The organism is Kitasatospora albolonga (assembly GCF_039535905.1).
GTDB classification, from domain to species: Bacteria; Actinomycetota; Actinomycetes; order Streptomycetales; family Streptomycetaceae; genus Kitasatospora; species Kitasatospora albolonga.
The window spans coordinates 1-13,045 of sequence record NZ_BAAAYB010000036.1 but is presented as its reverse complement, the minus strand read 5'-3'; the positions used below and the strand labels follow the sequence as shown (position 1 = coordinate 13,045).

The following is a 13,045-nucleotide window of genomic DNA, read 5'->3' as shown; positions in this document are numbered from 1 at the left end:
TGAGGGGAGAGGGCCAGTGGACGGTGCGGATGCGCATGCGGATGCGGATGCGGATGCGAGCACGGACGCGGATGCCGGGCACGGCTCGCCGATCACCGCTCGCCGGTGTGGGACGGTAGCCGGGCCACCGGCCGTTCGGGAAGACCCGGGACCGCCCCGGATTCAGGGCCGGTGGTCGAGGGCCGCCCGGATCTCCCGCCAGCGGTGCGGGTCGTCGACGGCCACCGCGACCAGCTGGTAGGCGCTGCGCTCGCACAGATCGGCGAGCTCGGCGGCGGTCAGCTCGGTCCCGTCCAGCCAGCCGACCAGCAGCTCCTCCATGTACGCGAGCCAGCCGTGCACGGTGGCGGTGACGGCGGGAGTCCGGGGCGTCCCGGCGCCGACCAGAGCGGCCAGGATCCACTCCGCGAACCGGGCCCGGAGGTCGCGGTGCAGCGTGGCCATGGTGCCCGTGCCGCCGCGCTCCACCTGCCGGACCACCGCCAGGTAGAGCGTGGGGTGGCGTCCGACGAAGGCGATGAACGTCTCGATCCCGCCGCGCAGTTGCTCCGCCCCGCTGAGCGTCGGGTCCGGCGCGACCTGCCCGAGCAGCTCCTCCGCCACCAGCTGCACCACCGCGGACCGGAACCCGCGCTGGGAGCCGAAGTAGTGGAACAGCAGCCCGGGCGAGACCCCCGCCGAACGGGCCGCCGACTCGACGGAGAGCGTCTCCAGCCCGCTGGAGTGCACCAACTCCCGGGCGGAGTCCAGGATCTGGCGGCGACGCTGGTCCGCCGAGAGCCGCCGTCCGGCGCGGGGTGGGGGAAGCATCTGCGCATCCTATTGACTTCACCGCACTCATGGCTACTTTTGAGTACTACTCAACAAGCTCCGTCCGGCCGACCCGCGAGGCGAGGTACCCGCCATGCCCAGCAGCCCCCTCCGGTCGCCCGGCACGGCCCCGGCCCGCACCCGGGGTCCGGCGCTGCCCTACGAGGAGTCGGACCTCGACCGCTACCGCGACCTGCAGCAACTCGCCTACCGGGTGGCCGAACGGGCTGCGGGGCAACTGCGTTCGGGGATGTGGGAGTCCGAGGCGGCCGAGTGGCTGCGGCAGTCCCTGCGGGCGGCCGGCCTCGGCGGCTTCGTCCGGCGGCCGGCGGCCCGGTTCGGACGGCGGACGGCCGCCGGGCCGACGGGCGTCGGACTGGCGCGCACGGGAGGTCGGTTCCTCTCCCTGCTGCGCGAACCGGAGCGCCTCCGGGACGGCACGCCCTACCTCCTCGACGCGGTCGTCACCGCGCAGGGCTGCACCATCGGCATCGCGCTCGCCGGGCACCTCGGCGGCAACCCCGTCTGGGACGCCCTCCGGGCCGACCTGCCCGCCTACCGCGACCTCGTCCTCCACGAAGTCCGGTGCGGCAGCCCGCTGTTCCGCATCCGCCGGGCCGTCGACGTCCTCGCCGCCCGGCACGGCTACGCCGCCGTCGACCGGGCGCTGCCCGGCGGCGTCGTCGTGCACCCGGCCCGGCCCCTCCCGGACGGCCAGCGGCTGCCGCCCGGCCTGTGGTCGATCGCCCCCCGGGTCGCCTTCCGCGGTGTCGGCGTCGCCTTCGAGGAGCTGCTGCTGGTCACCGAGGACGCCGCCTGCTGGCTCGACGACGAACTCCCACACGCCCGTCCCACGGCCTGACGGGGCACCAACTGCCGTACACGGCGGGCCGTTCACGGGGTTACCCGGACGAAACGGCGCGGGCACCACGGCTTCACACGGCGTCCCTAGCCTCACCGGTCATCTGCCTCCGACTCCCAGGAGTGGCGATGACCGAGATCAGCAGTCCGCCCGCCCAAGCAGCGAGCGAAGCGACGGCAGGCGCCCCGACACCGGGCCCCCGGCGCTCCTACGCCAAGTCGGCCGCGGACGAGAGCCTCGAGGACTACTCGCTCCGGTACGCCCCGCACTCCTTCCGCCGCTGGTCGCCCGCGGCGGTCGCCTCCACCGCCCTGGGCGGGATCGCCTACCTCGCGGACTACGCGATCGGCGCGGGCATCGTCATGTCCTACGGCTTCACCAACGCGCTGGCCTCGATCCTCACCGCCGCGGTGGTGATCTTCCTGACCGGCATCCCGATCGCCCGGGCCTGTGCGGCCAACGGGGTCGACATGGACCTCCTCACCCGGGGTTCCGGCTTCGGCTACTTCGGCTCGACCCTGACCTCACTGGTCTACGCGAGCTTCACCTTCATCTTCTTCGCCCTCGAAGGCTCGATCATGGCGCAGGCCTTCCACGAGGTGCTGGGCCTGCCGCTGCCCCTCGGCTACCTGCTGACCACGGTGATCGTCGTCCCGATCGTCTTCAAGGGAATGGCGTGGATCGCCCGGATGCAGTCCTGGACACAGCCGGTGTGGATCGTCGGCCTGGTCGCCCCCTTCGTCATCCTGGCTGTCGAATCACCCTCCTCCTTCCGGGAGTTCACCTCCTTCGGCGGTACCCACGGGGTAGGTTCGGGCTTCACCCTGCTGGGCTTCGGCCTCGGCACCGGCGTCGCCCTGTCGCTGATCGCGCAGATCGGCGAGCAGGCCGACTACCTGCGCTTCATGCCGGCCCGGACGCCCGCCAACGCCCGGCGCTGGGACCTCGCCGTGCTCGCCGCCGGCCCGGGCTGGGTGGTGATCGGCGCCCTGAAGCAACTGGGCGGCGCACTGCTGGCGTTCGCGGCGCTCGGCGCCGTCGGCGAGGCCAAGGCGCTGGAGCCGATCGCCCCGTACGTGGAGTCGTTGCGTCCCTGGCTGGGCGGCGCCGCCCTGCCGCTGGCCGGGCTCTTCGTGGTGGTCTCCCAGATCAAGATCAACTCGACCAACGCCTACTCGGGCTCGCTCTCCTGGTCGAACTTCTTCTCCCGGATCACCCACCGCCACCCCGGCCGGGTCTGGTACATCTTCCTCAACTGCGGTGTCGCACTGCTGCTGATGGAACTCGACATGTTCAGCGCGCTCGGCTCCCTGCTCGGCTTCTACTCCAACGTCGCCATCGCCTGGATCGGCGCCGTCACCGCCGACCTGGTGATCAACAAGCCGCTGGGCCTGAGCCCGAAGCACATCGAGTTCAAGCGCGCCCACCTGCACCCCGTCAACCCGGCCGGGTTCGGCGCCATGTGCGTGGCCGCCGCCGTCTCCATCGCCGCCTTCTTCGGGCTGTTCGGCACCTACGCCGAGGCGTTCAGCCCGTTCATCGCCCTCGCGCTGGCCATGGCGCTCTGCCCGCTGATCGCCTGGGCCACCAAGGGGCGCTACTACCTCGCCCGGCCCAACCCCGAAGCGGGGATGAACGATTCGACCGAGACCCGGCAGTGCGTGGTCTGCGAGGGCCACTACGAGATCCCCGACACCGCCTCGTGCCCCTTCCACAGCGGGACGATCTGCTCCCTCTGCTGCAGCCTCGACGCCGACTGCCACGACGTCTGCACCCGGCCCGCCGCCGGACCGGTCCCCCTGGGCCTGCCGGCCGTGCGGGGTTAGCCGTTCTCCACCTGCCGGGACGACAGCTCCCGCAGCAGGGCGAACGCCGGTCCGTCGACCGAGTTCTGGGTGCTGGTCAGCACCACGACGCCGGTGCCGCGCTCCGGGGCGAGGCCGACGAAGGAGGAGAAGCCGCCCGTGCCGCCGTTGTGCCAGAGCTCGGTGCCGCCGCCCAGCTTGGCGTGCAGGTCCTGGCCGAACCAGCCGAGATGGGCCCGGGCGAACGGGGTCAGCGGGTGGCGGACGCTCCGGGTGAGGGCGATCGCCTCGGGCAGGGCGCTGCTCTCCGGTGCGAGCTGGGCCCCGAGGAAGGAGGCCAGCTCCCCGGCGGTGGCGCGCAGCGCTCCCGCCCCGGCCAGCGCGGCCAGGTTCCAGGCCGGGACGGGACGGCGGCGGCGGTCGTGGCCCTGGGTCTGAGGCCGTTCGGTGACCACCCGCACCCCGGGCAGGCCCAGCGGCCCGGTCACCAGGCGGGCCAGCATCGACTCGTAGTCGGTACCGGTGTGCCGGGCCAGGGCCAGACCGAGCAGTCCGGCGCCGAGGTTGGAGTAGCGGTGGCGCTTGCCGGGCACCGCGCCCAGCCGGGTCCTGGCCAGGGTGCCGAGGAGCACCGGCTCGGTCAGTCCGGCGTACGGGTCGGGCGTGGAGGGGCGGAGCAGCGCGCGCAGCATCATGCCGTGCGGCAGGCGCGGCAGGCCGGAGGTGTGCTGGGCCAGCTGACCGAGCGTCACCGCGACCCCGTCCCGCTGCAAGTGGCCCGCCTCCGGGAGGAGTTCGGCCAGCGGCTGGTCGAGCCGGAGCTCACCGTCCACCACCAGGGCCGCCAGTGCCAGCGCGGTGAACAGCTTGGTCACCGAGCCGATCTCGAAGACGTCGTCGACCCCCACCGCCCCGGCGGCCCGGACCTCCACCGCCCCGCCGGCCAGCGCGGCCACCACCACTCCGACCCGTTCCCGCGCCAGTCCGTCCGCCGTCTGCTGCGCCGCCGCGCCGAGGTCATCCGCCATGCCGACACCCTAACCACAGCCCGGAACTCCGGCGCAGGCTCCCCCGTTGGGGCGGAAAGGAGGGATGCGTACGATGCGGACGAGGCAGCAGGACCGGGAGGCGCCGGGGCCGGAGCAGCCGTGGAACGAGATCGTTCCCGGGCTCTGGATGGGCGGTCACGTCTGGACCGACCGAACCGGGGAGTTACATCTCGCGGTGGTCGGTGGCGAGTTCGATCTGGTGGCGAGCCTGTACCGCAGCCCGGGGCACGGCCCCGCCCCGGGGGTGGAGCACCTGGTGGCCGAGATGCCGGACGCCCGGCTGACGGGTGCTCAGCTGCGGGCGGCGGAGCGCCTCGCGGCCTCGGTGACGTGCGCCGTCCGGAGCGGCCGCACCGTGCTGGTGCGGTGCCACTCCGGCTACAACCGCTCGGGGCTGGTGACCGCGCAGGCCCTGGTGGGGCTGGGCCACCGGGTGCCCGACGCGATCGACCTGATCCGGCGGCAGCGTTCGCCCTGGGCGCTGAACAACGAGGTGTTCGTGCACTACCTCACCACCGGCCTGGGGGTGTCCGCACTGCTCAGCGAACTCGACGCCATCGCCTGAACTCCCTTCGCCACCTCGGCGGTCAGCGCCGTCCGAGCACCTCGGCGAGCCGGCTGACGCCGTCCGCGCCGTGCCCGAGGGCGATGGTGCGGCGGGTGAGCCCCTCGGCGGCGCGCATCACTCCGGAGTCGATGCCGTGCGCCTCGGCGGTGTGCACCACGTGCGCCATGGTGGAGACGCCGGAGGTGAGCGGGTTGATCGCGCCGGAGTAGCTCCCGCTGTCGAAGTCCTCGGCGAACTCCGCGAACAGCGGCGGCAGGATGGCCCCGATGCCCTGGGCGAACGGCGCCAGCTCCCGTCCGCTGATGCCCTCCGCCTTGGCCAGCGCCAACGCGTGCACGTAGCCGGCCATCGCGGTCCAGAAGATGTCCAGCAGGGCGATGTCGAAGCCCGCCGCCCGACCGATGGACTCGCCGAGGTGGGTGTGGGTGCCACCGAGCACCGCCAGCACCGGCGCGTAGCGCTCGTACAGGGCGGCCGGTCCGCTGTGGATGAAGACCGCCTCCGGGCCGCCGATGCTCGGGGCCGGGGTCATGATGGCGCCGTCCAGGTAGTCGATGCCGTGCCCGGCCGCCCAGGCGCCGGTGTCGCGGGCGCGGTCCGGGGAGTCGGCGGTGAGGTTGACCAGGGTGCGGCCCTTGAGCGCGGCCTCGACCTCGGGGCGGCGCAGCACCGCGTCCGAGGCGTCGTAGTTGACCAGGCAGACGACGGTCAACTCGCTCGCCGCCACCGCCTCTTCGGCCGTCGCCGCACTCGCGGCCCCGGATACGAGCAGCTCGGCGTCGCGGCCGGGGGTGCGGTTCCAGACGGTGGTGCGGACGCCCGCCGCCAGGAAGGCGGCGGCCAGGGCGCGGCCCATCGGGCCGAGGCCGAGCACGGTGACGGACGGGAAGGCGTGGTTGGTGGACATACGGCGTCTCCTGTAGACATGGTGGTGGACAACGAAGAACCTCGGGGGAAGAGATGACGCGCAGTCAGGCCGTGGACCCGAACGTGTGCGGGGTCACCGCCGCGATCGCCGTGATCGACGGCAAGTGGAAGACGTCCCTGCTCTGGCTGCTGGAGGCCGGCCCGCACCGCCCCGCCGAAATCCGCCGACGGCTGCCCGGCCTGAGCGAGAAGGTCCTCACCCAGGCGCTGCGCGAGATGGAGGCCGACGGCCTGGTGCACCGCGAGGTGCACGACGTGCTGCCGCTGAAGACGGTCTACTCCCTCACCGACTTCGGCCGGCGCCTCTCGGTCGCCCTCGGCCCGGTCTCCGACCTGGGCCACGAGCGCCTCGACCTGCTGGCCGCCGAAGCGGCGGCCGAACGTCCGGCCTCCTGACCCGCTGTCATCTCCCCTCTGCCCACAAGTCTGCGCGCCCCGCCCCGCCCTGCCCAGTACGCACAATTAAGTGGGTACTCCCGGCGCCGGCTCGGCCCCCGCCACGGCGGACGGACCGGGCTACGGGCGGCGGGCGACGGTGACGATCTCGCGGCTGTCGGGGGTGATCGGGCCGCGGTGCCAGTCGCCGTAGTGGGCCTCGACCTGGAGGCCGGCGGCGGTCAGGAAGGCCCCGAGGGCGGGGACGTCGAGGAAGCGGAGGCTCGCGCGGTCGGTGCGGACGACCCGTCCGGCCTCGGCGGTGGTCTCGGTGAAGGTGACCACGTCGCCGGTGACGGACTCGACGTGGTGCTCGACCCGGAGGCTGCGGCCGGTGGCGGTGGTGAGCTCGGAGGCGTTGGCGGGGTTCCAGGCCTCCCAGGCGCGGGCCCGGGGGTGGCGGGTCTCGAAGACGAAGCGGCCGCCCGGGCGCAGGGCGGTCCGGACGGCGGCCAGCGAGGCGGTCACCTCCTGGTCGGTGACCAGGCACTGGAAGGCGTGGCCGGTCATGGTGGCGAGGTCGAACTCGGCGTCCCAGGCCGACTGCTCCGCCGTCCCCTCGACCCATTCCACGTCGGTGCGGCGGCGGGCCCGCGCCAGTGAGGCCCGGTCCGGGTCGATCCCGGCGAGCCGACCGGTGTGGCCGCGTTCGCGGGCGCGGTGGAGCATCTGCCCCGTCCCGCACCCGACGTCCAGGACGGAGGGTGCGGCCGCCACCAGGCCGTCGTAGAAGGCGTCACCCGGCCAGCGGTCCGGGTCCCAGGGGTTCAGCTGGTCGTAGAGCGCGGCCGCTTCGGCGTCGGTGAACATCGCGTCAGTATCGTCGGCCGACCACCGCGTCCCAAGTGAATTTCCGTCCTCCACAAGGGTGTTGAGGGCCCGGCATGCGGAAGGGCCCGCACCGCGTCGCGACGGTGCGGGCCCTGGCTCACGCCACTCAGGCGACGGTGACCACGATCTTGCCGCGGGTGTGGCCCTCGGCGTTCAGCCGCTGGGCCTCGGCCGCCCGCTCCAGCGGGAAGGTGGCGGCCACCTCGACGGTGAGCAGGCCCTTGTCCGCCAGCTCGGCGAGCTCGGTCAGCCCGGCCGTGTCGGGGCGGACGAAGACGTACCGGCCGCCCAGGGCCAGCACCGCGCCGTCGGCGATGGAGGCCAGCCGGCCGCCCTCGGCCAGCAGCGACGGGGAGACGGTCAGGGCGTCACCGCCGACCAGGTCGAGCACGGCGTCCACGCCCTGCGGGGCGAGCGCGCGGACCCGCTCGGCCAGGCCCTCGCCGTAGGCGACCGGCTCGGCGCCGAGGCCGCGCAGGAACTCGTGGTTGCGCTCGCTGGCGGTGCCGATCACGTTGGCGCCCAGGGCGACCGCGATCTGGACGGCGAGCGAGCCGACGCCACCGGCGGCGGCATGCACCAGGACGGTCTCGCCGGCCCGGACGGCCAGCGCCTGGGTCAGCGCCTGGTGCGCGGTGAGCCCGGCCAGCGGCAGACCGGCCGCCTGCTCGAAGCTCAGCGCGGCGGGCTTGTGCGCCAGCGTCCGGACCGGGGCGGCCACGTACTCCGCGAAGGTGCCGCGGCTGACCATGTCCTCCCGCACGTACCCCATCACCTCGTCGCCGACGGCGTACTCGGTCACCCCGACGCCGACCTGCTCGACCACACCGGCCACGTCCCAGCCCGGAATGACCGGGAAGACCGCGTCCAGGAACCCGTCGAGGTAGCCGGCCTGGATCTTCCAGTCCACCGGGTTCACCGCGGCGGCGCGGACCTTGACGAGCACCGCGTCCGGGCCGACCTTCGGCGTCGGGACCTCGCCGTACTCGAGGACGTCGGCTCCGCCGTAGGCACGGTAGGTGATGGCCTTCATGGTGACACTCCTGTGCATAAAGATTTGAGGCACTAGATGTTTCAGTTCCTCAAGTACTTCACCGACCGTAGACCTGAATGGTTGAGAGTGTCAAGTAACTGCCGCCCCTACCGCCGCGCCCATCAGCGGTAGAGGCCGGGGACGTCGGTGGGGTCGAGGGCGCGGACGGCGGAGCTCCAGGCCTCGGCCAGGGCGGTTTCGAGGGCACCGTCCCGGTCGGGGTGGAGGGGGGTGCCGAAGTGGACGTGGACGCGGGGGCGGCGCAGCGGGGCGGTGACCCAGCCGGCGAGCTGTTTGGCGGTGCCGCCGGAGGCGACGCGGCGGGCACCGGCGTGGCCGATCGGGAGCAGGCGGGCGCCGGTGGCCTCGGCGAGGCGGACCGCGCCGGACTTCAGCGGGCGCGGCGGCCGGTCGGCCGAGGCCCGGTAGCGGGGCAGGCCGCCCTCGGGGTAGAGCAGTACGCAGCGTCCGGCCGCCAGCGCCGCCCCGGCGGCGACCAGTGCGTCCCCCGCGCGGGCGGTGCCCCGGTGGACCGGGACGTGGCCCTCCCGGACGAGGGCCCGGCCCAGGACCGGGACCTTCCAGAGCCCGGCGGTGGCCAGCACCACCGGCCGTACGCCCAGCCGCCCCAGCACGCCGAGCATCAGCACCGGGTCGGCGAGCGAGGTGTGATTGGCCGTCAGGATGAGGCCGCGCCCGCCGCCCTCCGCGAGCTGCTCGGCCCCGCTGACGGTGATCCGCCCCAGTGCCGGGAGCAGTGCCCCGGCCGCCCCCGTGAGCATCCCGCCGGCGGGCCGGGCCCTGTGATCGTTCATGCGGCCCACGGTAGCGCGGCGGAGCGACACCGCCCGGCAGCCCGGCGGGTGCGCACCTCCCGGGAGGCGGCGCGGTTCAGCGTGCGACCACGGACCCGGCGCCCGGCTGCCCGTACCAGAACTGCGCCAGCGCGCCCTCCTTGTAGGGCGCCGGGCTGACGCTCAGTTCGCCGGAGAACGGGCGGTCGAGCACCAGGGTGAGCAGCAGGCTGAAGCCCACCAGCGCGGCCACCGTACCGACGAAGAGGAGCTGCATCCGCCGGCTGCGGACGCCGTAGAGGAAGGTCAGCGGGATGATCACCAGCGCCCCGCCGAAGACCAGCACCTGGAGCAGCAGCGGGAGTTGCTGGGTGGCCATGGTGATCCTGGCCCGGCGCTGGGCGACCACCTCGTTGAGGTTGCCGGCCGCCAGCTCGTAGAAGGTCTGCTGGGTCTCGGTCTGCGGCTCGTAGGACTGGAGCGCGTCGTAGACCGCGTCCAGACTCCGGGCCGTGGACTCGTAGTTGGGCTCGCCCTCGCGCATCAGCGGCCACTGCACGTCCACCACCGCGTGCAGGTATCCGCTCATCGCGGCGTTCACCCGGTCCTGCTCCTGCGGGGGAAGGGCGCGGACGTTGCGCACCAGCGAGGCGGCGGCGGTGGACTCGGAGGCGACGATGGAGTTGGTGGTCTCCAGCTGGGTCCAGAGGGTGACGATGACGAACGCCAGGATGATGCCGTAGATCGCGCCGAACATGCCGAGCACCACACCGACCATCTCGTTGTGCTCACCGTGCACGGTCTGCGGGAAGCGGCGCCTGGTCAGCAGCGCGCCCGCCACGGCCAGCAGGACGATCCCGCCGACCACCACCAGGCTCAACGCCGCGGTGTCCAGCCCGTTCAGCAGCCACAGCTCCACGGCGGCACCCCTCTCCCGGTCCTCGTCCCCGGGGGAGCGTAGGCCATCCGGCACGCGCCCCTGGGCGCCGCTCACCCGTACGGATGAAGCGTTCACTCCCCCGGGCGGGAACGCGGCAGTGGGCCGCCTCCGCGCTGCGCGGGGACGGCCCACCGGGTCGGACGACGGCCCCCGGCTGCGGGGCTGGGCATCCGTCAGATCTTCACGGGCTGGACGGGGGCCTCCGGCCGGGCCGGCTGCTCGACCTCGGGCGCCGCGGCGCTGCCCTGCATCCGGTCGGCGAGCTTGAGCCAGATCACGCCGACGATGATGACGGCCAGCCAGACGCCCTGCACCACGGTGAGGTGCTCGTCGAAGACCACCGGCCCGAGCAGGGCGGCGCCGACCGAACCGATGCCGGCCCAGACCGCGTAGCCGATGCTGACGTCGATGGTGCGCAGCGCGGCGCTCAGCGCCCAGAGGGTCAGCAGGAAGAACACCACCGCGACCAGCGACCACCAGAGCTTGGTGAAGCCGTCACTGCCGCCGACCGAGAGCGCGTAGCCGACCTCGAACGCGCCGGCGAGGAGGAGCATCAGCCACGAGTTGGCCGATCCGGAAGTGGAGCTGGTGTTGGACATGTGCGCGGTCCCTTCTTGGTGGATCGGAGTGGGGTGCGGGGGCTCAGACGCCGCTGAGCTGGAGGCCGACCACGCCGGCGATGATGACGAGGATGCCGAGCGCCTTCTGCCAGCTGAGCTTCTGGCCGAACAGCGCGGCGCCAGCAGGGTGATGCCGATGCCGGAGACGGAGGTCCAGATGGCGTAGCCGACACCGACGTTGAAGGTCTGCAGTGCCTTGCTGAGGAAGTAGGTGCCGATCGCGCCGCTGATCAGGGTGGCGGCGGTCCACGGGCGGTTCTTGAAGCCTTCGGCCTTGCCGGCCGCGATGGCTACCGCGATCTCGAAGATGACCGCGATGCCGAGGTAGAGCCACTGCATGGCTGATGCCCTTCGCTGCTGGGGAGTTGGGGTCGAACCGGTGGCGCGGGGTGGAGCACGGGCGGAGACGGGGATCGGGTGCCGGTCAGCAGCCGTCGATGCCGCAGGCCGCTCCGCTCGCGACGGCCTGCTCGGCCTGGACGTCGAGCACGGCCTTGCGGATCTGGGCCGCCGTGGCGACGCCCTCGATCCGGTGGCGCTCGCCGATGATCAGGGTGGGGGCGACGGAGATGCGGTACGCCTCCGCGGTCCGCAGCGCCTCCCGGTGGGTCTCGGTGTAGCTGCCTCGGCCAGGGCGCGGGTGAACCCCTCGGCGTCCAGGCCGAGTTCGGCGGCGATGTCGGCGAGCACCTCGGTCCGGCCGATGTCCCGGTTCTCCTGGAAGAAGGCCCGGAGGAGGCGCGGGGTGTACTCGGCCGCCCGGCCGTGCTCGGCGGCGTACTGGTAGCCCTCGAAGGCCAGCCGGGTGTACGGCTGCGGCGAGACGGTGGGCAGCGTGATGTCCACGCCCATCCGACGGGCCATCGGGTAGACGGACCTGGCCCACACGGCCGGCAGGTAGGCGTCCTCGGGGCGCAGCGTCGGGGTGGGGTGGGGCCGCAGCTCGAAGGGCATCCACTCGATCTCGACGTCGAGGTCGTGGGTGGCCTCGTGCAGCGGGCCCTCGGCCAGCATGCAGAACGGACAGACGTAGTCGGACCAGACCTTGATCCGGACCTTCTCGGCCGCGGGTTCGTTCTCCAGCTCGTTCACGGTCGCTCCGGTCGGCGGTACGGGTGGTGGTGTGCTCGGCGGTGCGCAGGTCGGTGCGGTCCAGGCGGAGGAAGTCCGTGAAGGGCTCGGTGTCGCCCGGGGTGCGCAGCGAGGTGACGCGCAGCGGCCAGCTCTCCGGGTCGTCCGCGAAGATCGAGTACGAGCCGGTGTAGTCGAAGCCGTACCGGGCGGCGGTCAGACGGTCCACGGCGTGCACGATGTGGGACACGTTGAAGTAGAGCGAGGCCATGTAGCAGAGGGCGCAGGGTTCGCCGGAGGCGATCAGCGTGGCCCCGGCGGTGGCGTGCAGGCCGTAGGTGGCGGCCGCCTGGCGTAGTGCCACCACCTCGGCGTGCGCGGTGGGGTCGTTGTCCTCCCGCACCCGGTTGAAGCCGGTGCCGAGGATGCGGCCGTGGTTGACGACGACCCCGGAGAACGGAATGCCGCCCCTGGCCACGTGTTCACGACTGATCCGGACCGCCTCGCGACGTACTCGGTCAGCTCGCTCTCCGAGATCTCGGAGTGACGCATGCTTCCCCCTGGTCATAGCCGAAGCACTTGCATGTATATGCATCTTCATCTCTCGCACAGGGCCCCATGACTGGGGCCTGGCGATGAATAAAGCTTGCATGAGCAAGCATCTGACTGTCAAGCACCGAGCTCAGGCGGCCCGGAGGACGTCCTCGGAGGCCTCGGCGACGGGGGCGGCGGCGAGCCTGCTGTAGGCGAAGGCAGCAGCCACCAGCGTCATGTGGTGGTGCCAGCCCGGATAGGAGCGCCCTTCGAAGTCCCTTAACCCGAAGCCCCGTTGGAGCTGGGCGAGGGTCTCCTCGGCCGCCGGCCGGCGCTCCGCGTAGGCCAGCAGCTCTCCGGCCGGACGGGTCACCATGTTGGTGATCCACAGCCGGTCCTGCTCCTTGGCGCGCAGCGCGGGCTGGGCGAACACGCGGTGCAGCCGGGCCCGGCCGGCGGCCGCGGTGACTCCGGGCACCTGCACCAGACCGCCCCGCTCCCCCACCCGCCCCGGCGCGGCCTGATCGCCTCCGCCGCAGTCGGAGAGGATCCGCACCGCGGGCATCACGGCCCGTCCGGAATTGCAGGCGCGGACGTCCCAGCGGGGCCAGCGGGAATCCGTCCGGAATCGCCAGCAGGAATTCCAGACCGCGCCGGTTCAGCCCTTCCGCGATCGGGGCCGGATCCAGGTATCCGTCGAGGTCCACCACCAGCGGCACGGCCGCGTGGCGCGAGCGGCCCACCGTCAGGTCGACCAGCCGCAGGA

Annotated in this window: 14 protein-coding genes and 2 pseudogenes; 4 read left to right on the top strand and 12 right to left on the bottom strand. The window is 72.8% G+C overall.

Annotation, left to right across the window (positions count from 1 at the left end):
* Window positions 1–162 precede the first annotated feature (162 nt).
* Window positions 163–810, bottom strand: coding sequence for a TetR/AcrR family transcriptional regulator (locus ABD946_RS09155; RefSeq protein ID WP_345281824.1), 648 nt, complete (start codon window positions 808–810; stop codon window positions 163–165).
* A gap of 94 nt (window positions 811–904) precedes the next feature.
* Between ABD946_RS09155 and ABD946_RS09150 the strand changes: the two genes are divergently transcribed.
* Window positions 905–1,672 (top strand): M24 family metallopeptidase, encoded by a 768-nt coding sequence (locus tag ABD946_RS09150; RefSeq protein ID WP_345281822.1) that lies wholly within the window; start codon window positions 905–907, stop codon window positions 1,670–1,672.
* A gap of 128 nt (window positions 1,673–1,800) precedes the next feature.
* Entirely contained in the window at window positions 1,801–3,498 is a 1,698-nt protein-coding gene (locus ABD946_RS09145) for a purine-cytosine permease family protein (protein WP_345281820.1), read from the top strand.
* Here the strand turns inward: ABD946_RS09145 and ABD946_RS09140 are convergent.
* Entirely contained in the window at window positions 3,495–4,505 is a 1,011-nt protein-coding gene (locus ABD946_RS09140; RefSeq protein ID WP_345281818.1) for a serine hydrolase domain-containing protein, read from the bottom strand. The two genes, ABD946_RS09145 and ABD946_RS09140, sit on opposite strands and share 4 nt — an antisense overlap.
* A 73-nt stretch (window positions 4,506–4,578) precedes the next feature.
* Here ABD946_RS09140 and ABD946_RS09135 point away from each other — a divergent pair, with 73 nt between their 5' ends.
* Window positions 4,579–5,091 carry a protein-tyrosine phosphatase family protein gene (locus ABD946_RS09135; protein ID WP_345281816.1) on the top strand — a complete coding sequence of 171 codons (513 nt, stop codon included), beginning with the start codon at window positions 4,579–4,581 and terminating at the stop codon, window positions 5,089–5,091.
* Between the two features lie 22 nt (window positions 5,092–5,113).
* On the opposite strand, the gene ABD946_RS09130 is transcribed toward ABD946_RS09135, so the two are convergent.
* On the bottom strand, window positions 5,114–6,001 hold the full coding sequence (locus tag ABD946_RS09130) for an NAD(P)-dependent oxidoreductase (RefSeq protein ID WP_345281814.1): 888 nt from the start codon (window positions 5,999–6,001) through the stop codon (window positions 5,114–5,116).
* A gap of 53 nt (window positions 6,002–6,054) precedes the next feature.
* On the opposite strand from ABD946_RS09130, the gene ABD946_RS09125 reads away from it, so the two are divergent.
* Window positions 6,055–6,417 carry a winged helix-turn-helix transcriptional regulator gene (locus ABD946_RS09125; RefSeq protein ID WP_345281812.1) on the top strand — a complete coding sequence of 121 codons (363 nt, stop codon included), beginning with the start codon at window positions 6,055–6,057 and terminating at the stop codon, window positions 6,415–6,417.
* Between the two features lie 120 nt (window positions 6,418–6,537).
* Here ABD946_RS09125 and ABD946_RS09120 read toward each other — a convergent pair whose 3' ends face one another.
* The 9 genes and pseudogenes from ABD946_RS09120 to ABD946_RS09080 all read right to left on the bottom strand — a co-directional run bounded on the left by ABD946_RS09120 (window position 6,538) and on the right by ABD946_RS09080 (window position 12,835).
* Window positions 6,538–7,266 carry a class I SAM-dependent methyltransferase gene (locus tag ABD946_RS09120; RefSeq protein ID WP_345281810.1) on the bottom strand — a complete coding sequence of 243 codons (729 nt, stop codon included), beginning with the start codon at window positions 7,264–7,266 and terminating at the stop codon, window positions 6,538–6,540.
* Window positions 7,267–7,393: 127 nt separating this feature from the next.
* The gene (locus tag ABD946_RS09115) at window positions 7,394–8,320 is read right to left on the bottom strand and encodes an NADP-dependent oxidoreductase (protein ID WP_345281809.1); all 927 of its coding nucleotides are present in this window, start codon (window positions 8,318–8,320) and stop codon (window positions 7,394–7,396) included.
* 122 nt (window positions 8,321–8,442) lie between these two features.
* Window positions 8,443–9,135 carry a lysophospholipid acyltransferase family protein gene (locus ABD946_RS09110; RefSeq protein ID WP_345281808.1) on the bottom strand — a complete coding sequence of 231 codons (693 nt, stop codon included), beginning with the start codon at window positions 9,133–9,135 and terminating at the stop codon, window positions 8,443–8,445.
* A gap of 76 nt (window positions 9,136–9,211) precedes the next feature.
* Complete coding sequence (locus tag ABD946_RS09105) at window positions 9,212–10,033, bottom strand: bestrophin-like domain (RefSeq protein ID WP_345281807.1); 822 nt, start codon at window positions 10,031–10,033, stop codon at window positions 9,212–9,214.
* 194 nt (window positions 10,034–10,227) lie between these two features.
* The gene (locus ABD946_RS09100) at window positions 10,228–10,653 is read right to left on the bottom strand and encodes a DMT family transporter (RefSeq protein ID WP_345281806.1); all 426 of its coding nucleotides are present in this window, start codon (window positions 10,651–10,653) and stop codon (window positions 10,228–10,230) included.
* 43 nt (window positions 10,654–10,696) lie between these two features.
* Window positions 10,697–11,013, bottom strand: a pseudogene (locus tag ABD946_RS09095) (DMT family transporter).
* A gap of 210 nt (window positions 11,014–11,223) precedes the next feature.
* Window positions 11,224–11,766 carry a DsbA family oxidoreductase gene (locus ABD946_RS09090; protein WP_345281805.1) on the bottom strand — a complete coding sequence of 181 codons (543 nt, stop codon included), beginning with the start codon at window positions 11,764–11,766 and terminating at the stop codon, window positions 11,224–11,226.
* Between the two features lie 262 nt (window positions 11,767–12,028).
* A pseudogene (locus tag ABD946_RS09085) lies at window positions 12,029–12,313 on the bottom strand (nucleoside deaminase); the annotation flags it as partial.
* 114 nt (window positions 12,314–12,427) lie between these two features.
* On the bottom strand, window positions 12,428–12,835 hold the full coding sequence (locus ABD946_RS09080) for a hypothetical protein (protein ID WP_345281804.1): 408 nt from the start codon (window positions 12,833–12,835) through the stop codon (window positions 12,428–12,430).
* Window positions 12,836–13,045 lie beyond the last annotated feature (210 nt).